This window comes from Shinella zoogloeoides (assembly GCF_020883495.1).
Taxonomy (GTDB): domain Bacteria; phylum Pseudomonadota; class Alphaproteobacteria; order Rhizobiales; family Rhizobiaceae; genus Shinella; species Shinella zoogloeoides.
Window position 1 is genome coordinate 1744390 of sequence record NZ_CP086610.1, and the last position, 19200, is coordinate 1763589.

A 19200-nucleotide genomic window follows, 5' to 3' on the forward strand; every position below is an offset into this window, starting at 1 on the left:
GGAAAGACATGATCAAGGCACGCGTAACGGTGACGCTCAAGAACGGCGTTCTCGACCCGCAGGGCAAGGCCATCGAAGGCGCGCTCGGCAGCCTCGGCTTCGAGGGCGTCGGCGGCATCCGCCAGGGCAAGGTCTTCGACCTCGAACTTGCAACCGCCGACCGCGCCAAGGCCGAAGCCGACCTCAAGGCCATGTGCGAGAAGCTTCTGGCCAACACGGTAATCGAGAACTATACTATCGCCCTCTCTTAATAGTTGAGGAGGCAGACGATGGCCACGATTGACGCCGACCTTGTCTATGAAGTTCTGAAGCGTATTCAGACGGATATCGCCCTGCTGAAGGAAGGCCAGCGCGACCTTCGCCAGGACAATCTCTCCATACGCAACCAGATTCACAGTATGCAAGGCGACATCAACGGCCTGCGCGGGGCCTTCGCCCAGATGGACCAGCGCCTCGACCGTATCGAAAACCGCCTCGAACTGCGTGAACTCGCCGAGGCCCAGGCAAGGTTTGAACCGCACCCATGAAGTCCGCCGTCGTCCAGCTCCCCGGCCTCAACCGTGACCGCGACATGATCGCGGCGCTGACCAAGATTTCCGGCAAGGCGCCGGTCACCTTCTGGCAGACGGAAACGGACCTGCCGGATGTCGATCTCATCGTCATCCCCGGCGGCTTCTCCTACGGCGACTACCTGCGCTGCGGCGCGATCGCCGCCCGCATGCCCGTCATGCAGGCGATCAAGGCCAAGGCCGAGGCCGGCGTGAAGGTTCTGGGCGTGTGCAACGGCTTCCAGATCCTGCTCGAAGCAGGCCTGCTGCCCGGCGCGCTGATGCGCAACGCCTCGCTGAAATTCGTCTGCCGCGAAGTGAAGCTGGAAGTGGTGAATGCCGAGACGGACTTCACCCGCGCCTATGAAAAGGGCCAGATCATCCGCTCCCCCGTCGCCCATCACGACGGCAACTATTTCGCCGACGCCGAAACGCTGGCGGCGGTCGAAGGCAACGGACAGGTCGTCTTCCGCTATGCCGAAGGCACCAATCCGAACGGCTCGATCAACGACATTGCCGGCGTGATGAACGCCAGGGGCAACGTGCTCGGCCTGATGCCGCACCCGGAAAACCTCATCGAAGCCGCCCATGGCGGTTCCGACGGCCGCGGCCTCTTCGCCTCCGTGCTCGACGTAATCGCTGCTTAACCGGCCCTTGCTATCTAGGGCGCATGTCCGCTTCCGAAAGGTTCTCCATGCGCCCTCTCCTCGCCGTCCAGATCGCCCTGCCGCTTATCGCCGTCGCGGCCCTGGCCGGATGCCAGCCGAAGACGCCGGCACCCAGGCCCAATGGCGGCGCGCTGCCCACCATGGAGCGCGTCGCGCTCGGCGCCAATAGCTGCTGGTTCAAGTCGGGCGACCCGGCTTTCAAGGCTTACCGCCTCGCACCGGAACTGAACTCCTTCTCCGGCCGCCCGCGTATCCTCGTCGTTCACCGCAATTCGCCGGAATCGCGCCCGCTGCTGGTGGTCCAGGCGGAAGGCAGCCCGGCCAGGCTCGACGCTTTCGGCCCGCTGATGAGCGAACCTGTCGGCGCGCGCATCACCACCGACGTCAACCGCTGGGCCGCCGGCGGCAAGGGCTGCTGAGACGTCTCAGGCGTTCGCGTCCCAATAGAACGACTTCTCGATCTCCCGACGCGCTTCGCTGCGGCTGATGCCGATATCCTGCAACTGGTCGTCCGTCATTTCCAGCAGGCTGTAGCGCGTGCGCCGCCGGACGTACCACGCGCGGCAGGCGCGCCAGATACGGATGAGCAATGTGGGGAAATGCGGAGCGCCGGTGACGGCGGCTTCGGCGTGAATTGTATCAATTGCCATGATCTTTTCTCCAAAAATGCCACTGGGAGCGTGACAATCGGTGCATTCAGGAAATAATTGACTCCCATCGCGGTGCAATCTAAGAATTGCCACCATGACAAATTGGCTTCCCGACCTTCAGACCTCCGACGGCCCGCTCTATGTCCGCATTGCCGACCAGATCGAGCAGGCGATTCATACCGGCGCGCTCGCGGTCGGCAGCAAGCTGCCGCCGCAACGCAACCTCGCCTACGATATCGGCGTGACGATCGGCACGGTGAGCCGCGCATACAGCATGGTGCGCGAACGAGGCCTCGTCAGCGGAGAGGTCGGCCGCGGCACCTATGTGCTCGGCTCGCAGGACGGCGATCATGCCGAGGCGGCGGTCGATCCGGTCAGCGCCCATCTGCTGGGCACCCGCGCCGCCCATGCCCCGCCGGGCAAGCTGCGTTTCGACACCACGGCTGCAACGGATGTCGGGCAATCGGCCATCGTCACCGATATTCTCTCGGCCATCTGCCGTGAATTGCCGAGCGAGGTCGCGAGCTATACGCGTAATTTCCCCCCGCACTGGCTGGAAGCCGGCCAGCGCTGGCTGCGACGCGGCGACTGGCAGCCGTCCGCCGAAAGCATTGTCCCGACGCAGGGCGCGCATGCCGCGATCATGGCGGCCGTCTCGGTCATTACCTCTCCGGGCGACCGCATCATCTTCGAACATGTCACCTATTCGCAGATCAGCCGCGGCACCGCCCTTCTCGGCCGCCAGACGGCGCTGGTCGAATCCGATGCGCATGGCGTCATCCCCGAGGATTTCGAGCGGGCCTGCCTGCAGCAGCACCCCAAGCTCGCCTTCCTGATGTCCGGTGCGCAGAACCCGACGCTCGCCACCATGCCGGAGGAACGCCGCCGGGCGATTGCCGCCATTGCCAGGCGGCACAATGTCTTCCTCGTCGAGGACAATCTCTACGGCGCGACGGCGGGCGACGACATTCCGCTGCTTGCCGAGATCGCACCCGACCGCACCTTCCTCGTCGGCGGCCTTTCCAAGAGCGTGGCGGCGGGCGTGCGCGGCGGCTGGATCGCCTGCCCGCCCCATCTCGCCCAGCGCGTGCGCATCGCCCACAAGATGGTGAGCGGCGGCCTGCCCTTCCTGCTTGCCGAACTCAGCGCCCGGCTTGTGCTGGGCGGCATGGCAGATGCGATCCGCGCGAAGGTTTGCGAGGAGGTCGGCATCCGCGAGGCGCATGTGCGCGATATCTTCGCCGGGCTGGACTTCAATTCGCACCCGCGCGTGCCGTTCCTCTGGCTGAAGCTGCCCGACCCCTGGCTTTCCGGCACGTTCCGTCAAGCTGCCTTCGCCGAAGATATCCTCATCGACGACGAACACGAGTTCAAGGCCGGCCGTTCGGAGAAGACCTTCCACCGGGTTCGCATCGGCTTCTCCTCGCCGGAAAACCGCGCGGATGCCGTCGCCGGCCTGATGCGGCTGCGCCGTCTGCTGGATCATGGCCCGACCGGCTATGACAGCCTTGCCTGAAAGCCTTGGCTGCCTGTGGCTTGCGGCCATTTTCCTGTCGCACTGCAGGGCAGCATAGGTTAAAGAGACCGCAATCCTGCCCTCCACGACAAGACGAGCGACGATGACCATTTCGAACACCCGCCCGATCACCCCGGAGTTGATTGCCGCCCACGGGCTGAAGCCGGATGAATACGACCGCATCCTCTCGCTGATCGGCCGCGAGCCGACCTTCACGGAACTCGGCATCTTTTCGGCCATGTGGAACGAGCACTGCTCGTACAAGTCCTCCAAGCGCTGGCTGCGCACGCTGCCGACCAAGGGTCCGCGCGTCATCCAGGGTCCGGGCGAAAATGCCGGCGTCGTGGATATCGACGACGGCGACTGCGTCGTCTTCAAGATGGAGAGCCACAACCACCCGTCCTATATCGAGCCATATCAGGGCGCGGCGACGGGCGTCGGCGGCATCCTGCGCGACGTCTTCACCATGGGCGCACGCCCCGTCGCGGCGATGAACGCGCTGCGCTTCGGCGCGCCGGACCATCCGAAGACCCGCCACCTCGTCTCGGGCGTCGTTGCCGGCGTCGGCGGCTACGGCAATTCCTTCGGCGTGCCGACCGTCGGCGGCGAAGTGGAATTCGACCCGCGCTACAATGGCAACATCCTCGTCAACGCCTTTGCCGCCGGCCTTGCCAAGTCCAACGCGATCTTCCTTTCGGAAGCCAAAGGCGTCGGCCTGCCAGTCGTCTATCTCGGCGCCAAGACCGGCCGTGACGGCGTCGGCGGCGCGACCATGGCGTCCGCCGAATTCGACGAATCCATCGAAGAGAAGCGCCCCACCGTCCAGGTCGGCGACCCCTTCACCGAAAAGTGCCTGCTGGAAGCCTGCCTTGAGCTGATGCAGACCGGCGCGGTCATCGCCATTCAGGACATGGGCGCCGCGGGCCTGACCTGCTCGGCTGTGGAGATGGGCGCAAAGGGCGACCTCGGCATCGAGCTGAATCTCGACCTCGTGCCGGTGCGCGAAGAACGCATGACCGCCTATGAGATGATGCTGTCGGAAAGCCAGGAGCGCATGCTCATGGTTCTCGAACCCGCCAAGGAAGAGGTCGCCAAGGCGATTTTCGTCAAGTGGGGCCTCGACTTCGCCATCGTCGGCTACACGACGGACGACCTGCGCTTCCGCATCCTGCACCAGGGCGAGGAAGTCGCCAACCTGCCGATCAAGCAGCTCGGCGACGAAGCTCCGGAATATGACCGTCCGTGGCGCGAACCGGCCAAGCCCGCCGCGCTGCCGGCCAGCCAGGTCGCCGAACCCGCCAATTACGGCGACGCCCTGCTGAAACTCATCGGCTCGCCGAACCAGTCGAGCCGCCGCTGGGTCTACGAACAGTACGACACGCTGATCCAGGGCAACTCCCTGCAGATCCCCGGCGGCGATGCCGGCGTCGTGCGCGTCGAGGGCCATGCCAGCAAGGCGCTCGCCTTCTCCTCCGACGTCACCCCGCGTTATGTCGAGGCCGATCCCTTCGAGGGCGGCAAGCAGGCCGTCGCCGAATGCTGGCGCAACATCACCGCGACCGGCGCAGAACCGCTCGCCGCCACGGACAACCTGAATTTCGGCAATCCCGAAAAGCCGGAAATCATGGGCCAGTTCGTCAAGGCCATCGAGGGCATCGGCGAAGCCTGCCGCGCGTTGGACTTCCCGATCGTCTCGGGCAACGTCTCGCTCTACAACGAGACGAACGGCATCGCGATCCTGCCGACCCCGACCATCGCCGGCGTCGGCCTCCTGCCCGACTGGTCCGCCATGGCCAGGATCGGCGGCGCGAAGGATGGCGACCATCTCCTCCTCATCGGCGTCGATGGCAGCCATCTCGGCCAGTCCGTTTATCTGCGCGACGTCGTCGGCAAGATCGAAGGCCCCGCCCCGGAAGTCGACCTTCAGGCCGAACGCCGCAACGGCGAGTTCGTGCGCGCGGCCATCCGCAACAAGCAGGTCACCGCCTGCCACGACATTTCCTCGGGCGGCCTTGCGATCGCGCTTGCGGAAATGGCCATGTCCTCCGGCAAGGGCGCGAAGATCGATCTTTCCGAGGCGAACGGCCCGGCCCATGCGCTGCTCTTCGGCGAAGACCAGGCGCGCTACGTGATCGCCGTTCCGGCGGACCTCGCCAACTTCGTCTGCGCCAATGCCGAAGACGCGGTCGTACCGTTCCGCCGTCTCGGCACGGTCGGCGGCGACGCCTTGGTCGTGGATGGCTATCTCTCGCTGCCGATTGAACAATTGCGCAGCACCCATGAATCGTGGTTCCCTGACTTCATGGATGGCAACGGCACCGCCGCTGCCGCCGCAGAATAAGACAAGGGAGCAGTAAACATGGCAATGTCACCCGGCGATATCGAAGACATGATCAAGACCGGCATTCCCGGCGCGAAGGTTGTCATCCGCGATCTTGCCGGCGATGGAGACCACTATGCGGCCGAGGTCGTCGCGGAAGCCTTCCGCGGCAAGACCCGCGTGCAGCAGCACCAGATGGTCTACGACGCCCTGAAGGGCAATATGGGCGGCGTCCTGCACGCCCTCGCCCTCCAGACCTCCATCCCGGACTGATCGCCATGGCCGGCCTCCTCGATGAACTCGTCTCCGGCGTGGTCGATGCAGCCCTGAAAGAGGTGCTGAAGAAGACCGGCGTGCGCAAGACCACGACCACCAAGCGCACGCGCCGCAAGACGACGACCCGCAAGAAGGCCTCCGGCGGCATCCTCGGCGATATCATCGAGGCTGCCCTGAAGCCGGCAAAGAAGACGGCGAAGCGCCCGCGCAAGCAGGTGAGCCGCCGTCGTTCGGCGGCAAGCCGCAGCAGCCAGCGCAGCCGCTGAGCGGCGTGAAATAGGACAGGCTTGTGACGTGAGCGTGGAAACCAGGTCCTTGCCCGGTCCGCAGCCCGGCTTTCTTCTCGTGTGCGGCGGTTACATCGCAGCGGTCTTGACCGCCTCCATGATCAGCCTCGCCCTATTCTCTATCATGTCCGTCGAGAACCTCCTGCGTCCTCTCGCTTTTCTTCTGTTCACCGCCTGTACGTTCGTCCTCGCTTTGCCTGGCTTCATCGCCACAGTCGTAGGCGCCCGCCTCCTTGCGCTAAGAACATCCCACATCTTCATCATTGGAGGCATCTTGAACGGTTTTCTGTCCTGCATGCTTTTATTCTTATTTGCATTCTTTTCTTCTGGCAGACACAGCATTAGCGTCGCTACGTTTATCCCCGCTCTCATTTACTCTTTCATCTTCATGCCCGGCGGCCTTGCCGGAGGCCTCGTCTACTGGCTCATTGCCTATCGCCAACGCCGCCCTGCGGCCTGAAGCACACACAGCGGCAATTTTTCTGAGGGACTTCTGGCAATTGTCACCCGAGGTTGTTATCTAGGGCGAATGGTTCATCGCATCGGTCCTTGAAGCCGATTTGCTAAGGAATACGGAAATGAGCGGCATCCAAGATTTCATCGCCAACGAAGTGAAGACCAACGACGTCGTCCTCTTCATGAAGGGCACGCCGGAATTCCCCCAGTGCGGGTTCTCCGGTCAGGTCGTACAGATCCTCGATTACGTGGGCGTGGACTACAAGGGCATCAACGTGCTCGCCGACGCCGATATCCGTCAGGGCATCAAGGACTATTCCAACTGGCCGACCATTCCGCAGCTTTACGTGAAGGGCGAGTTCCTCGGCGGTTGCGACATCGTGCGCGAAATGTTCCAGTCGGGCGAGCTTCAGTCTCATCTCGAGGGACAGGGTATTGCCGTCAAGGGCGCTGCCTGACGCTTCCCGGGTCTTTCCGCCGGCAGGCTTTTAAAAGGCGCCGCATAACAGCGGCGCCTTATCTCTTTTATGGATTATATTGATATGTCTGGACTTTCCCCCGAATCTGCCCAGCGCCTCAACGGCATGGGCAAGATAGAATTCATTGCCCTCATGGCACTCCTCATGGCGCTCAACGCGCTCGCCATCGACATCATGCTGCCCGGCCTGCAGGAGATCGGCGCCAGCCTCGGCGTCGAGAACGAGAACCACCGACAATATGTCATCTCGGCCTACCTGATCGGCTTCGCCATCGCGCAGCTCGCCTATGGCCCGATTTCCGACCGGTTCGGCCGGCGCGTGCCGATGTTCATCGGCCTTGCCATCTATATCGTGTCGTCGCTCTGCGCGATCCTCGTGCCGAGCTTCGCCGCGCTGCTGGCGCTGCGCTTCATCCAGGGCATCGGCTCGGCCGCCATGCGCGTCATCACCGTCTCCATCGTCCGCGATATCTTCGGCGGGCGCGCCATGGCGGAGGTCATGTCGCTGATCATGATGGTCTTCATGGTCGTTCCGGTGCTTGCGCCGGGCACCGGGCAGGTCGTCATGCTGTTCGGCGAATGGCATCTCATCTTCGTCTTCATGGCGGTCATGGCGGCCGTCATCGGGGCATGGATGTATGTCCGCCTGCCGGAAACGCTGCACCCCGAAGACGTGCGCCCCTTCACGGCCCGCTCGGTCCTCGAAGGCTTCCGCATCGTCCTGACGGACCGCGTGGCGCTCTGCTACACGCTGGCGAGCACCTTCATCTTCGGCGCGCTCTTCGGCTTCATCAACTCGGCGCAGCAGATCTATGTCGGTATCTACGGCCTCGGCGTCTGGTTCCCGGTCGCCTTCGCCGGCGTCGCCGCCTTCATGGCGCTGTCGTCCTTCGTCAATGCCCGGCTCGTCGGCCGCTTCGGCATGCGCCGTCTGTCGCATGGCGCGCTGGTCGGCTTCCTCGCCATCAACGCGCTGTGGCTGGCCCTGACGCTCCTCTGGCCGGGCCACCTGCCGTTTGCGATCTTCATCGTGCTGTTCGCGCTATCGATGTTCCAGTTCGGCTGGATCGGCTCGAACTTCAACTCGCTGGCCATGGAGCCGCTCGGCCACGTCGCCGGCACGGCCTCCTCGGTGCTCGGCTTCATGGGCACGGCCGGCGGCACGATTATCGGCGCGATCATCGGCCAGTCCTTCAACGGCACGGCACTGCCGCTAGTCACCGGCTTCTTCACGCTGTCGGTCATCGGCCTGATCTTCGTGCTGATCGCCGAGCGCGGAAAGCTGTTCCAGCCGCATAACAAGCCGATCTGAGCGGCTGCCTTCCAAATGCAAAAGGCCCGGTTGCCACACGGTAACCGGGCCTTTTGCATAAGACCAACCGCTCAGTCCACGAAGACTTCGCGGCGAAGCATCTCCCAGCTCTCCCTGTCCGGCGCGACCAGCAGGCCGCCCTCGACATGATGCGGCTTGTACTCCGAGCCGTCGAAACGGGCGGCATAGGCACCGGCTTCCTGCGCGATCAGCGTGCCGGCGAGATGATCCCAGGGCATCAGCTTGTTGTACATGAGGTAATGCAGGTTGCCGCCCGCAAAGGTGCGGTATTCATGCGCGGCGCAGCGATAGTTGGAAACGAAGGCGACCTTGGCGAGGTTCGACAGGATGCGGGCGCGGCGCTCGCGGTCGATGAAGCTGGTGGAGGCCATGCCGGTCATCGCCTCGAGCGGCGCAGCGCCCCGGGTCTTGAGGCGCTGGGCGGGACGATGATCGCCCGTCTGCCAGGCGCCGCCGCCCTTTTCCGCCATCACGAAATCGTCGCCCATCGGATCGTAAATGATGCCGCCGACCGTCTCGCCACCGGAAACGATGGCCGCCATGACGCCGAAGAGCGGCACACCGGCCGCAAAATTGAAGGTGCCGTCGATCGGGTCGACGACGATGGCAAGCTCCGCATCCGCAAGCTTGCCCAGCAGCGCCGGATCGGCCGCAACCGATTCCTCGCCGACGAACAGCACGTCCGGGAACTGCGCCGTCACCTCGCGCTTGATGAAGCGTTCCGCCGCCTCGTCGGCCGCTGTCACCAGATCGTTCGCGTCCGCCTTGGTGCGGATGTCGCCCTTGCCGAGGGCGCGGAAGCGGGGGCGGATTTCAGCCTCGGCCGCCTGTGCAAGCACGAGCGCCAGGGCATTGATATCAATCGTCATTGCGTCTTACCGTTTCGAGGGAGGAGAAATCGAAAAGCTTCGGATCGAGAAGATGGGACGGATTGGTGTGGCCCAGCGCCCGCAACATGGCGTCCTTGCGGCCGGGCATGCGCGTCTCGATATCCGCCAGCATCGCCTTCATCGCATTGCGCTGGAGACCGTCCTGCGAACCACAGAGATCGCACGGAATGATCGGGAACTTCATCGCGACGGCGAATTTCGCAAGGTCGTCCTCCGCCGCATAGGCGAGCGGACGCAGCACCATAAGGTCGCCTTCGTCGTTCAGAAGCTTCGGCGGCATGGCGGCCAGCCGCCCGCCGTGGAAGAAATTCATGAAGAAGGTTTCGAGAATATCCTCGCGGTGATGCCCCAACACCAGCGCGTCGCACCCTTCCTCCCGGGCGATGCGATAGAGATTGCCGCGCCGGAGCCGCGAGCAGAGCGAGCAATAGGTCGCCCCCGTCGGCACCTTCTCCTTCACGATGGAATAGGTATCGCGGTATTCGATGCGATGCTTCACGCCGAGGGACTTCAGGTAGTCCGGCAGGACGTGCTTGGGAAAATTCGGCTGGCCCTGGTCGAGATTGCAGGCGATCAGCTCGACGGGCAGCAGGCCGCGCCATTGCAGGTCCATCAGCAGGGCCAGCAGACCGTAGCTGTCCTTGCCGCCGGAAAGGCCGATGAGCCAGCGTTTCTGGCCCTTAAGCATGGAAAAATCGTCCATCGCCTGCCGCACTTGCCGAAGCAGGCGCTTGCGCAGCTTGTTGAACGAGACGCTGGAGGGCGCGTCCGCGAAAAGCGGATGGCGGCCGTCGTCGGAAAGATCGTCGTCGGTTTCGGTGAATGCCAGGGTCATGCGCCTGCAATGCCCCGAACGGCCGGCACAATCAAGCCCCGAAGACCGACCAGCCAGTGCGCGCCGCCAGCATTTCCAGCGCGAGCGAGCCGAGCAGCGAATTGCCGTTCTCGTTGAGACCCGGCGACCAGACCGCGACCGAGGCTTTCCCCGGCGCAACGGCAAGGATGCCGCCGCCGACGCCGCTCTTGCCCGGCAGGCCGACCCGATAGGCGAAATCGCCCGAGCCGTCATAATGGCCGCAGGTCAGCATCAGGGCGTTGATGCGCCGCGCCCGAAGATGCGAGACGACGCGGTGGCCGGTCAGCGGATTGGTGCCGCTATTGGCAAGGAACAGCCCTGCCCGCGCCAATTGCCGGCAGCTCATCGCCAGCGCGCATTGATGGAAATAGACACCGAGCACCAGTTCGGCCGCATGATCGAGCTTGCCGTAGGAGCGCATGAAATTGGCAAGCGCGACGTTGCGGAACCCCGTCGCCTGCTCCGAGCGCGCCACCGCCTGATCGATGGTGATGTCCTCTTCGTCCGCCAGATAGCGCAGAAAGCGCACCACCTCGCCGATCGCCTCCTTCGGCGTATGGCCGGCAAGCACGAGATCGGTGATGGCAATGGCCCCCGCATTAATGAAGGGATTGCGCGGAATGCCGGCCTCGTATTCGAGCTGGACGATGGAATTGAAGGCGGAGCCGGAAGGCTCGCGCCCGACACGCTTCCAGATACCCTCGCCATGTTTGCCGAGCCCCAGCGTCAGCATGAAGACCTTGGAGATGCTCTGGATGGAGAAGGCTTCTTCCGCATCGCCCGCCAGATGGGTCTCGCCATCCACCGTGACGACGGCCATGCCGAACTTCTGCGGGTCCACATGGGCGAGCTGCGGAATATAGTCGGCCACCTTGCCCTTGCCACGCCGTGGCGACAGGCTCGCGTGGATTTCCTCGACGATGGCCTGCAAGTCCGTCATGGCAAATATCCCAAAAGAAAAAGCCGCCAATCTCTTGGCGGCTTTTCCGATTTGCGCAAGGCGTCTTCGCGAATTAACGCGAGTAGAATTCGACGACCAGGTGCGGTTCCATGACGACGGCGTAGGGCACGTCGGAGAGAACCGGAACGCGAACGAAGGTCGCGGTCATCTTGTTGTGGTCGGCTTCGATGTAGTCCGGAACGTCGCGTTCAGCCAGGCCAACGGATTCGAGAACCGTGACGAGCTGCTTGGACTTTTCCTTGACTTCGATGACGTCGCCCGGCTTGCAACGGTAGGAACCGATGTTGACGCGGACGCCGTTGACCTTGACGTGGCCGTGGTTGACGAACTGGCGGGCAGCGAAGACCGTCGGAACGAACTTGGCGCGGTAGACGATCGCGTCGAGGCGCGATTCGAGCAGGCCGATCAGGTTCTCCGGGGTGTCGCCCTTGCGGCGTTCGGCTTCAGCGAAGATCGCGCGGAACTGCTTCTCGCGGATATCGCCATAGTAGCCCTTCAGCTTCTGCTTGGCGCGGAGCTGAACACCGAAGTCCGAAAGCTTGGACTTGCGGCGCTGGCCATGCTGGCCCGGGCCGTATTCGCGGCGGTTGACCGGGGACTTCGGACGGCCCCAGATGTTTTCGCCCATACGGCGGTCGATTTTGTACTTGGATGCAGCGCGCTTGCTCATCGCATTTCCTCTAAGTCTTGTTATGCCGTTCCCTTGCGGGGTCGGCTGAAGGAAACACGCCCTCCTCTGAACCTTTTCGAGGTTCCGACAGGTTTCTCGCGATCGCGACCGGAGAATCCACGGGACATGTCAAATGAAACACCGGACATTTCTGCCCGGCGTTGGCGGGGTCATTAGGCGGGTTTCAGGAAATTGTCAACGAAGAAAGCCCGCAAAAGCGGCCTATTCCGCCGCATCCCGGTGGGAATCCGCAAGGTCCGGCCCATTGGCGTCGCCCGGCAAGGTCTCGCAGGTAAGATCGGGGAAGGCGACGATGCGATGGCCGGCAAGATCGCTGTGCACGACGACCAGCCCCTGCTCCTCGAAATAGCCGAGGAGGCGGCGCGCCCGGCGGGCCGAATGGGTGCCGTAGGCCCGCGCGATCCGCGCATCCGAAGGGCAGGCAAGCCCGCGCACCGCCGCCTGCGCGACGAGCAGGAACACGCCCTGCAGGTCCTCGGTGACGCTGCGGGAAAGATCGAGCGCTTTCGCCCAGATCTCCGTTTCCGCCGTTTCTGCATCGACGCCGGACCGCGCAACCGCCATCTTGCGCCGGAAGGCCGGCAGCGAAAGCGGCGCGCCCGGCACGCGGCGGATGCGGCAGCGCACGAGGAAATCCTGGAACAGCTCGGCATCCGCCCGGAAGGCGGCCTCGGGATTGCCGAGGATTTCGGCAAGCGCCTGATCGAGCAGGCTTTCGCGCTCCTCCGCCGAAATCTCCGGCGCGGGCGCCTTCGTCTCCGCCTGTACCGGCTCCGGCCGGGCGCGGGAGAGTTCGGCAAGGATATCGGTGGTCGGGCGCGGTGCGGGCGGCGCGCGGCGGACGATGGGGCGCGTGAATTCTTCCGGATCGGGCGTGAAGATCAGGTCTTCCACATCCTGCGGCGCATCCGGCAACGGCATCAGCTTGGGGCTGGTGGAGCGTGCGGAGGTCTCGACCGCGCCGATCGTCACCGGCAGCGGGCGGCGCGACAGCGCCGGGCCGAGCGCGACGAAGGAACCACGCGGCAGGTCGCGGAACATTTCCGCCTGCCGCCGGTCGAGACCGAGCAGGTCGGCGGCGCGCGCCATGTCGATATCGAGGAAGGTGCGGCCCATCAGGAAGTTGGAGGCTTCGGCCGCGACGTTCTTGGCGAGCTTGGCAAGGCGCTGCGTGGCGATAACGCCGGCAAGACCGCGCTTCCGGCCACGGCACATCAGGTTCGTCATCGCACCGAGCGAAAGCTTGCGTGCTTCTTCCGAGACCTCACCGCTGACAGCGGGGGCGAAAAGCTGCGCCTCGTCGACGACCACGAGGACCGGATACCAGTAGTCGCGATCCGCATCGAACATCGCATTGAGGAAAATGCCGGCCGCACGCATCTGCTCATCGGCCTCAAGGCCTTCGAGCGAAAGCACGCAGGAAACGCGGTGCTGGCGAATACGGGTGGCGATGCCGACGAGTTCGGCCTCCGTGCGCTCGCCATCGACCACCACATGGCCGAAGCGGTCGGAGAGCGTGACGAAGTCGCCCTCGGGATCGATGATGACCTGCTGCACCCATTGCGCGGACTGTTCGAGCAGACGGCGCAGAAGATGCGACTTGCCCGAACCCGAATTGCCCTGCACGAGCAGGCGCGTCGCCAGCAGTTCCTCGATATCGAGCCTGGCCGGTGCGCCGCCCTGCACCGTTCCCATGTCGATGCCGACCTTCATCCCGTTCCTCGTCCTTGAAAAATCCGATTCGCCCGGCCGCCACCGGACAACCGGCAAGCCCTAACACGAAATGAACGCCCGTCGCCCCCGGCTTTTGAAAAACCCACAGGAATGCCGCGTCAGACGACGCGCAGCCCAAAGCCCTGCATCAGCCGGCGCGTCGCAAAATCCGGTTTGCCGGACGTGAAGATAGCGATGTCCTCGCCGGGAGCGATGGTTTCCAGCGGCGGCACGAGGCGGCGGGTCTGGCGGGCGATGGCCTCGGCAGGGTCGAGCCAGTCGACCGGCCAGGGGGCGAGCTTGCGGAAGAGGTTCGCCATGAAGGGATAATGCGTGCAGGCGAGCACGACGATATCGGTCTTGCGGCCCATCTCGTCGACGAAACAGGGGATGATTTCGGCGCGCACGGCCTCGTCGGAGAGGCTTTCGCCGCGGATATAGGCTTCCGCCATGCGGGCGAGGTTTTCGGAGCCGACGAGGCGCACGTCGCACTGGCTGGCGAAGGATTGGATGAGGTCGCGCGTATAGGCGCGCTTGACCGTGCCGGGCGTCGCCAGCACCGAGACGAGGCCGGAGCGGGTGCGCTCGGCGGCCGGCTTGATGGCCGGGACGGTGCCGACGAAAGGCATGTGCGGGAAAGCCGCGCGCAGGTCCGCGCCGACGAGCGTGAACGCGGTGTTACAGGCGATGACGCAGACTTCGGGGTCGTGCTCGTTCAGGAGCTTGCCGAAAAGCTCGACCACATGCGCCTTCAGCGCCGGCTCTTCCCAGCCGCCATAGGGAAAGCCCGCATCGTCGGCCACATAGGTGAAATGCCGCTCGGGCATCAGCACGCGGGCCTCGCGCAGCACGGTGAGGCCACCGATGCCGCTGTCGAACATGAGAACCGGTTTTGCGCTATTCGACGTCACGGGGAACCTTGGGCCGGCGGTTGCGGGTGCGGTTGGGATTGGTCGCACCGCGCGGCGATTCCCGCGTGAAGCGATCGAGGCAGGAAACGATACCGCGCAGCACCTGAATCTCCGTACCGGTGAAGGAGGGGCGCGTCAGGATGGCGCGTAGGTTCTCCACCAGTTTGGGCTTTTTTTCGGCGGGACGGAAATAGCCGCGTGCATCCAGCGTCTCTTCCACATGGTCGAAGAGGCCTTGCAGCTCCTCCTTCTTGGCGGGGCGCTGCGGCAGGGCGTCGAAAGGCGTGTCCTCGACGGAGGCAAGACCGCTCTTCATCCACTCGTAGCTCATGAGGAGCACGGCCTGCGCGAGGTTCAGCGAGGCGAAGGCGGGATTGACCGGGAAGGTCACCAGCTCGTCGGCCAGCGCGATCTCCTCGTTGGTGAGGCCCGTGCGCTCGCGGCCGAAGAGGATGCCGGTCTTCTGCCCGACCCGGAAACGGGTGCGCAGGTCATCGGCGGCGACCACCGGCGAGCGGACTTCCTTGTAGCCGTAGCGGTCGCGCGCCGTCGTCGCATAGACGAATTCGAGGTCGGAGACCGCCTCTTCCAGCGAGGGATAGACCTTTGCCGCCTCGATGACGTGATCGGCCTTGCTGGCGGCGGAGATGGCCTTTTCGCTCGGCCAGCCGTCGCGCGGGTTGACGAGGCGCAATTCCGCCAATCCGAAATTCGCCATGGCGCGCGCCACCATGCCGATATTCTCGCCCAATTGCGGATGAACGAGGATGATCGCCGGTCCTTCGGCGATCAGCGTGCGTTCGCTGTTCGTGCCTGCCATGCCCATATATCCCTAGAAAACGGGGCCTCACTGGCACAATCGGCCCGAAATGAAAAGTGCGGGCGCGCCTCAGTCCGGATTTTCGACCGCACCGCCGGCCCCGCCCTTGGCGCCCTCCTCGGCGATCTGCACCAGCTCCGCCTTCAGCGAAGCGCCTTCCTCGAAGCTGGTGCGGTCGATATCGTCGATGACGGGCCGGCCGTCCTCCTCGATCATCTTGAAGACCAGCTTTTCCGGCTGCCAATCGGAGGCGCGCTCGCCAAAACAATGGCTGTTGTCGAAGGTGACGGTCACGTCCTCCGCGCCGTTCGCCGGCTGGCCCTCGGTCGTCACCACGTCCTTCAGCGCACAGCCGTCCTGCCCGCCGATGATCGGATCGTAATCGAAGGGCGAGCCGCCGTCGTCATAGGCGGGATATTTCGCGGCCTCGCGGTATTTGGCGATGAAATCCTTGCTGTAGAGGCGCTTTAGGAAATCCTCGGAGAAATAATCGACATAGGGCGGCGGCGTGTCGCTATCGGTGCCCATGTCCTGCCAGTTGCCGGTTGCCGCCGTCATGATTTCCGCGACAGGCGCCTTGAAATCGGCAGCCTCCACGGAAACCGGAAGCAGAAGGGCAAGCGCAACGAGACCGAAACGCGACATCATGTTCTCCATTGGATGACGGCAGGCCCGGACGGGCCGGCAAGCGCCCCTTCCTGAACCGGAATTTTGGCGAAACTTATTCTGCCTGCGCAGGAAAATAAACCGCCTCATCCCTTGGTCGCCTTTGCCTTCCCGGTCATGGGTGCTATAGGGCCAAGCGGTTCTTTCAAGTCCACGCTCCGGGGCGCACGGCCCCTACAAAACACGAGGCTCTCCATGGCAAAGATCAAGGTCGCCAACCCCGTCGTCGAACTCGACGGCGACGAGATGACGCGCATCATCTGGCAGTTCATCAAGGACAAGCTGATCCACCCCTACCTGGATATCGACCTCGAATATTACGACCTCGGCATGGAGAATCGCGACGCCACCGACGACCAGGTGACGATCGACGCCGCCAACGCCATCAAGAAGCACGGCGTCGGCGTCAAGTGCGCCACCATCACGCCGGATGAGGCCCGCGTCGAGGAATTCAAGCTGAAGAAGATGTGGAAGTCGCCGAACGGCACGATCCGCAACATCCTCGGCGGCGTCATCTTCCGCGAGCCGATCATCTGCAAGAACGTCCCGCGCCTTGTTCCGGGCTGGACCAAGCCGATCATCGTCGGCCGCCACGCCTTCGGCGACCAGTACCGCGCCACCGACTTCAAGTTCCCCGGCAAGGGCAAGCTGACGATGAAGTTCGTCGGCGAGGACGGCAAGGAAATCGAATACGACGTCTTCGACGCGCCGTCCGCCGGTGTCGCCATGGGCATGTACAACCTCGACGATTCGATCACCGAATTCGCCCGCGCCTCGTTCAACTACGGCCTGCAACGCAAGGTGCCGGTGTATCTCTCCACCAAGAACACCATCCTCAAGGTCTATGACGGCCGCTTCAAGGATATCTTCCAGCAGGTCTTCGACGCCGAATTCGCCGACAAGTTCAAGGAAGCCAAGCTCTGGTACGAACACCGCCTGATCGACGACATGGTCGCCTCGGCGCTCAAGTGGTCCGGCGGCTATGTCTGGGCCTGCAAGAACTATGACGGCGACGTGCAGTCCGACATCGTGGCCCAGGGCTTCGGTTCGCTCGGCCTGATGACCTCGGTCCTCATGACGCCGGATGGCAAGACGGTCGAAGCGGAAGCCGCGCACGGCACGGTCACGCGCCACTACCGCCAGCACCAGAAGGGCGAGGAAACCTCGACCAACTCCATCGCCTCGATCTTCGCCTGGACCCGTGGCCTCGCCCACCGCGCCAAGCTGGACGGCAATGCGGAACTGGCGAAGTTCTCCGAGACGCTGGAACGCGTCTGCGTCGAAACCGTCGAATCCGGCTTCATGACCAAGGACCTCGCGCTCCTCATCGGTCCCGACCAGCCGTGGCTCTCCACGACGGGCTTCCTCGACAAGATCGACGAGAACCTCAGCAAGGCCATGGCGGCCTGAGCCGAAAACATTCTGGAAAAGCCCGGCCAAGCGCCGGGCTTTTTCTTTTGCGCCCTTGCGGCGACGGCATCGCGCCCTATCCTCCCGCTCGCCCCCGCACAGGAGAAAGCCATGGCCGACGAACTGGTATTCTACAGCAACCCCATGTCGCGCCGCCGCATCGCCCGCTGGATGCTGGAGGAGGTCGGCGCGCCCTACCGCGTCGAATGGCTGACCTTCGAGGGCTCGATCAAGTCGCCCGACTATCTGGCGGTTAACCCGATGGGCAAGGTGCCCGCCATCCGCCACGACAGGACGGTCATCACCGAAGCCGCCGCGATCTGCGCCTACATGGCGGACGCCTTCCCCGAGGCCGGCCTTGCGCCGCCGACGAACCAGCGCGGGGACTATTACCGCTGGCTCTTCTTCGCGGCCGGACCGCTGGAAATGGCCGTTTCCGTCAAGGCTTTCGGGCTGGAAGTGCCCAAGGAGCGCGAGCGCAGTATCGGCAGCGGCAGCTACGAATCGGTGATGGACACCCTCTCCTACGCCGTCACGCGCCATCCCTACATCACGGGCGACCGCTTCACGGCCACCGACGTCTATGTCGGCTCGCATATCAGTTGGGGCCTTCAGTTCGGCACGCTGGAAGCCCGGCCGGAATTCACGGCCTATTGGGACCGCCTGAAGGACCGCCCCGCCTATCTCAAGGCCAAGGCGCTCGACGATGAGGAAATGCATCGCCAGCTTGCCGCAGCAAAGGGCTGAGCGGCGTATCGGCTGCCTCCGCGAGCAGAGATGAATATCAGGGCGGGCTTTCACCCGCCCTGTCGGATCACGCAGCCGCCGCCACCGATTGAAGCGGCAGGCAAATCTCCGTCAAAAGCTCGTTCGGCGGCACGTCGCGCGGATTGTTGAGATAGGCCTCGAACATCACCTCGTCGCGGATCGAGCGGCCGGACGCCGGCAGCCATGTGCCGTAGAGCCAGCGATAGGCCGCGCCCATATTCGCATAAGGCCCCTTGTGGCGCAGCACCGCATAATCGCCGCCGGCCAGCGTGCGGGATACCAGCGGTGCCTCCGCCGGAATGTCCGCCCCGGCCGTCACGCAGGCGAAGGAGCGCAGCTTTTCCTCTGCGACGAGTTCGGGATCGTCGAGGAAAAGGCCGATCATCCGCATGTCCGGCTGGAAGATGTTACGCGAGAAGAGCGCACCGTAAAGCGCCTCGAAGGCCTTGCCGATGCCCATATAGGAACCGGAATGGGGAATGCAGAGCAGCCTCTGCTCGGGAAGGGTGGTGACGGCGACGTCGAACATGCGGGAGGTCTCCTTGTCGTTTTCAGGGGCGTAGGCGCGATGGGATCCCTCCCTCCGGTAACGCGCCGGCGGCATGCCATAGGCAGCCGCGAAAACGCGCGTGAAGGATTGCAGGTTGGGATAGCCCCAGCGCGCGGCGATGTCCCGCACGGAGCTTTCGCTGCGCACCAGATCGCCGGCCGCACGATGCAGGCGCAGGCGGCGAACGGTCGTCGCCAGCGTCTCGTTGTGTACGGCGCGATAGACCCGGTGCCAGTGATGGGCGGAAAGGCAGGCGATCTCCGACAGCCGGTCAAGGTCCATGTCCTCGTCCAGATGCTCGTAGATATAGGCCGAAACGCGCAGCAGGCGTTTCTCGTAAGCTGCCCAGATCTCGTTCTCGCTCATGCCGTTTCTCTCCCGTCGGAACGCATTCAACCAAGCACGGCGCGATTTCACAAATCCTGCGCTTCT

General features: G+C 64.0%; 23 protein-coding genes. 13 read left to right on the forward strand and 10 right to left on the reverse strand.

Going from position 1 to position 19200, the window contains the following annotated elements:
- The first annotated feature begins 8 nt into the window (after positions 1–8).
- Genes purS through K8M09_RS08855 form a run of 4 tightly spaced genes read left to right on the forward strand, consistent with a single transcriptional unit; the run spans position 9 to position 1635 of the window.
- On the forward strand, positions 9–251 hold the full coding sequence (gene purS / locus K8M09_RS08840) for a phosphoribosylformylglycinamidine synthase subunit PurS (protein ID WP_160784376.1): 243 nt from the start codon (positions 9–11) through the stop codon (positions 249–251).
- 18 nt (positions 252–269) lie between these two features.
- Positions 270–527 (forward strand): hypothetical protein, encoded by a 258-nt coding sequence (locus tag K8M09_RS08845; RefSeq protein ID WP_160784377.1) that lies wholly within the window; start codon positions 270–272, stop codon positions 525–527.
- On the forward strand, positions 524–1195 hold the full coding sequence (purQ, locus tag K8M09_RS08850) for a phosphoribosylformylglycinamidine synthase subunit PurQ (protein ID WP_160784378.1): 672 nt from the start codon (positions 524–526) through the stop codon (positions 1193–1195). Before K8M09_RS08845 ends, purQ begins: the two co-directional genes overlap by 4 nt.
- A 47-nt stretch (positions 1196–1242) precedes the next feature.
- Positions 1243–1635, forward strand: coding sequence for a hypothetical protein (locus K8M09_RS08855; RefSeq protein ID WP_160784379.1), 393 nt, complete (start codon positions 1243–1245; stop codon positions 1633–1635).
- Positions 1636–1641: 6 nt separating this feature from the next.
- Here K8M09_RS08855 and K8M09_RS08860 read toward each other — a convergent pair whose 3' ends face one another.
- Positions 1642–1866 (reverse strand): DUF1127 domain-containing protein, encoded by a 225-nt coding sequence (locus tag K8M09_RS08860; protein WP_160784380.1) that lies wholly within the window; start codon positions 1864–1866, stop codon positions 1642–1644.
- A 94-nt stretch (positions 1867–1960) separates the two neighbouring features.
- Between K8M09_RS08860 and K8M09_RS08865 the strand changes: the two genes are divergently transcribed.
- The 7 genes from K8M09_RS08865 to K8M09_RS08895 all read left to right on the forward strand — a co-directional run bounded on the left by K8M09_RS08865 (position 1961) and on the right by K8M09_RS08895 (position 8511).
- A complete protein-coding gene (locus K8M09_RS08865) occupies positions 1961–3382 on the forward strand; it encodes an aminotransferase-like domain-containing protein (protein WP_160784381.1) in 1422 nt (473 codons plus the stop codon).
- 103 nt (positions 3383–3485) lie between these two features.
- Positions 3486–5723, forward strand: coding sequence for a phosphoribosylformylglycinamidine synthase subunit PurL (gene purL / locus K8M09_RS08870; RefSeq protein WP_160784382.1), 2238 nt, complete (start codon positions 3486–3488; stop codon positions 5721–5723).
- An 18-nt stretch (positions 5724–5741) separates the two neighbouring features.
- Positions 5742–5975, forward strand: coding sequence for a BolA/IbaG family iron-sulfur metabolism protein (locus K8M09_RS08875; RefSeq protein ID WP_160784383.1), 234 nt, complete (start codon positions 5742–5744; stop codon positions 5973–5975).
- 5 nt (positions 5976–5980) lie between these two features.
- Positions 5981–6244, forward strand: a complete 264-nt coding sequence (locus K8M09_RS08880) for a hypothetical protein (RefSeq protein WP_160784384.1) — start codon at positions 5981–5983, stop codon at positions 6242–6244.
- A 28-nt stretch (positions 6245–6272) separates the two neighbouring features.
- Positions 6273–6725: a hypothetical protein gene (locus tag K8M09_RS08885; RefSeq protein ID WP_160784385.1), complete on the forward strand. Its 453-nt coding sequence runs from the start codon at positions 6273–6275 to the stop codon at positions 6723–6725.
- 118 nt (positions 6726–6843) lie between these two features.
- Positions 6844–7179, forward strand: a complete 336-nt coding sequence (gene grxD / locus K8M09_RS08890) for a Grx4 family monothiol glutaredoxin (protein ID WP_160784386.1) — start codon at positions 6844–6846, stop codon at positions 7177–7179.
- A gap of 126 nt (positions 7180–7305) precedes the next feature.
- Entirely contained in the window at positions 7306–8511 is a 1206-nt protein-coding gene (locus tag K8M09_RS08895; RefSeq protein WP_160784588.1) for a multidrug effflux MFS transporter, read from the forward strand.
- A gap of 71 nt (positions 8512–8582) precedes the next feature.
- On the opposite strand, the gene K8M09_RS08900 is transcribed toward K8M09_RS08895, so the two are convergent.
- The 8 genes from K8M09_RS08900 to K8M09_RS08935 all read right to left on the reverse strand — a co-directional run bounded on the left by K8M09_RS08900 (position 8583) and on the right by K8M09_RS08935 (position 16022).
- Complete coding sequence (locus tag K8M09_RS08900) at positions 8583–9401, reverse strand: inositol monophosphatase family protein (protein ID WP_160784387.1); 819 nt, start codon at positions 9399–9401, stop codon at positions 8583–8585.
- Entirely contained in the window at positions 9391–10257 is an 867-nt protein-coding gene (gene ttcA / locus K8M09_RS08905; RefSeq protein ID WP_160784388.1) for a tRNA 2-thiocytidine(32) synthetase TtcA, read from the reverse strand. The genes K8M09_RS08900 and ttcA overlap by 11 nt, the downstream gene beginning before the upstream one ends.
- Positions 10258–10288: 31 nt before the next feature.
- Complete coding sequence (locus K8M09_RS08910) at positions 10289–11218, reverse strand: glutaminase (RefSeq protein ID WP_160784389.1); 930 nt, start codon at positions 11216–11218, stop codon at positions 10289–10291.
- Between the two features lie 73 nt (positions 11219–11291).
- The gene (rpsD, locus tag K8M09_RS08915; RefSeq protein ID WP_119258341.1) at positions 11292–11909 is read right to left on the reverse strand and encodes a 30S ribosomal protein S4; all 618 of its coding nucleotides are present in this window, start codon (positions 11907–11909) and stop codon (positions 11292–11294) included.
- A gap of 222 nt (positions 11910–12131) precedes the next feature.
- Positions 12132–13643, reverse strand: a complete 1512-nt coding sequence (locus tag K8M09_RS08920) for an ATP-binding protein (protein WP_160784390.1) — start codon at positions 13641–13643, stop codon at positions 12132–12134.
- Between the two features lie 119 nt (positions 13644–13762).
- Positions 13763–14524: a glutamate racemase gene (gene murI, locus K8M09_RS08925; protein WP_170299387.1), complete on the reverse strand. Its 762-nt coding sequence runs from the start codon at positions 14522–14524 to the stop codon at positions 13763–13765.
- A gap of 16 nt (positions 14525–14540) precedes the next feature.
- Positions 14541–15374, reverse strand: a complete 834-nt coding sequence (locus K8M09_RS08930) for an RNA methyltransferase (protein ID WP_160784392.1) — start codon at positions 15372–15374, stop codon at positions 14541–14543.
- Between the two features lie 69 nt (positions 15375–15443).
- On the reverse strand, positions 15444–16022 hold the full coding sequence (locus tag K8M09_RS08935) for a hypothetical protein (protein ID WP_160784393.1): 579 nt from the start codon (positions 16020–16022) through the stop codon (positions 15444–15446).
- 213 nt (positions 16023–16235) lie between these two features.
- Between K8M09_RS08935 and K8M09_RS08940 the strand changes: the two genes are divergently transcribed.
- Positions 16236–17450, forward strand: a complete 1215-nt coding sequence (locus tag K8M09_RS08940; protein ID WP_160784394.1) for an NADP-dependent isocitrate dehydrogenase — start codon at positions 16236–16238, stop codon at positions 17448–17450.
- A gap of 111 nt (positions 17451–17561) precedes the next feature.
- Positions 17562–18197, forward strand: a complete 636-nt coding sequence (locus K8M09_RS08945) for a glutathione S-transferase family protein (protein ID WP_160784395.1) — start codon at positions 17562–17564, stop codon at positions 18195–18197.
- Between the two features lie 67 nt (positions 18198–18264).
- On the opposite strand, the gene K8M09_RS08950 is transcribed toward K8M09_RS08945, so the two are convergent.
- Entirely contained in the window at positions 18265–19134 is an 870-nt protein-coding gene (locus K8M09_RS08950) for an AraC family transcriptional regulator (protein ID WP_160784396.1), read from the reverse strand.
- Between the last annotated feature and the right edge of the window lie 66 nt (positions 19135–19200).

What these genes read in the sequence shown, in the direction of transcription:
- purL (WP_160784382.1), top strand. Translation starts at nt 3,486, where the DNA reads ATGACCATTTCGAACACCCGCCCGATCACCCCGGAGTTGATTGCCGCC.
- rpsD (WP_119258341.1), bottom strand. Translation starts at nt 11,909, where the DNA reads ATGAGCAAGCGCGCTGCATCCAAGTACAAAATCGACCGCCGTATGGGC.
- K8M09_RS08910 (WP_160784389.1), bottom strand. Translation starts at nt 11,218, where the DNA reads ATGACGGACTTGCAGGCCATCGTCGAGGAAATCCACGCGAGCCTGTCG.
- K8M09_RS08860 (WP_160784380.1), bottom strand. Translation starts at nt 1,866, where the DNA reads ATGGCAATTGATACAATTCACGCCGAAGCCGCCGTCACCGGCGCTCCG.
- K8M09_RS08920 (WP_160784390.1), bottom strand. Translation starts at nt 13,643, where the DNA reads ATGAAGGTCGGCATCGACATGGGAACGGTGCAGGGCGGCGCACCGGCC.
- grxD (WP_160784386.1), top strand. Translation starts at nt 6,844, where the DNA reads ATGAGCGGCATCCAAGATTTCATCGCCAACGAAGTGAAGACCAACGAC.
- K8M09_RS08935 (WP_160784393.1), bottom strand. Translation starts at nt 16,022, where the DNA reads ATGATGTCGCGTTTCGGTCTCGTTGCGCTTGCCCTTCTGCTTCCGGTT.
- K8M09_RS08940 (WP_160784394.1), top strand. Translation starts at nt 16,236, where the DNA reads ATGGCAAAGATCAAGGTCGCCAACCCCGTCGTCGAACTCGACGGCGAC.
- ttcA (WP_160784388.1), bottom strand. Translation starts at nt 10,257, where the DNA reads ATGACCCTGGCATTCACCGAAACCGACGACGATCTTTCCGACGACGGC.
- K8M09_RS08900 (WP_160784387.1), bottom strand. Translation starts at nt 9,401, where the DNA reads ATGACGATTGATATCAATGCCCTGGCGCTCGTGCTTGCACAGGCGGCC.
- K8M09_RS08865 (WP_160784381.1), top strand. Translation starts at nt 1,961, where the DNA reads ATGACAAATTGGCTTCCCGACCTTCAGACCTCCGACGGCCCGCTCTAT.
- K8M09_RS08950 (WP_160784396.1), bottom strand. Translation starts at nt 19,134, where the DNA reads ATGAGCGAGAACGAGATCTGGGCAGCTTACGAGAAACGCCTGCTGCGC.
- purQ (WP_160784378.1), top strand. Translation starts at nt 524, where the DNA reads ATGAAGTCCGCCGTCGTCCAGCTCCCCGGCCTCAACCGTGACCGCGAC.
- K8M09_RS08855 (WP_160784379.1), top strand. Translation starts at nt 1,243, where the DNA reads ATGCGCCCTCTCCTCGCCGTCCAGATCGCCCTGCCGCTTATCGCCGTC.
- K8M09_RS08845 (WP_160784377.1), top strand. Translation starts at nt 270, where the DNA reads ATGGCCACGATTGACGCCGACCTTGTCTATGAAGTTCTGAAGCGTATT.
- K8M09_RS08875 (WP_160784383.1), top strand. Translation starts at nt 5,742, where the DNA reads ATGGCAATGTCACCCGGCGATATCGAAGACATGATCAAGACCGGCATT.
- K8M09_RS08930 (WP_160784392.1), bottom strand. Translation starts at nt 15,374, where the DNA reads ATGGCAGGCACGAACAGCGAACGCACGCTGATCGCCGAAGGACCGGCG.
- purS (WP_160784376.1), top strand. Translation starts at nt 9, where the DNA reads ATGATCAAGGCACGCGTAACGGTGACGCTCAAGAACGGCGTTCTCGAC.
- murI (WP_170299387.1), bottom strand. Translation starts at nt 14,524, where the DNA reads ATGTTCGACAGCGGCATCGGTGGCCTCACCGTGCTGCGCGAGGCCCGC.
- K8M09_RS08945 (WP_160784395.1), top strand. Translation starts at nt 17,562, where the DNA reads ATGGCCGACGAACTGGTATTCTACAGCAACCCCATGTCGCGCCGCCGC.
- K8M09_RS08895 (WP_160784588.1), top strand. Translation starts at nt 7,306, where the DNA reads ATGGGCAAGATAGAATTCATTGCCCTCATGGCACTCCTCATGGCGCTC.
- K8M09_RS08880 (WP_160784384.1), top strand. Translation starts at nt 5,981, where the DNA reads ATGGCCGGCCTCCTCGATGAACTCGTCTCCGGCGTGGTCGATGCAGCC.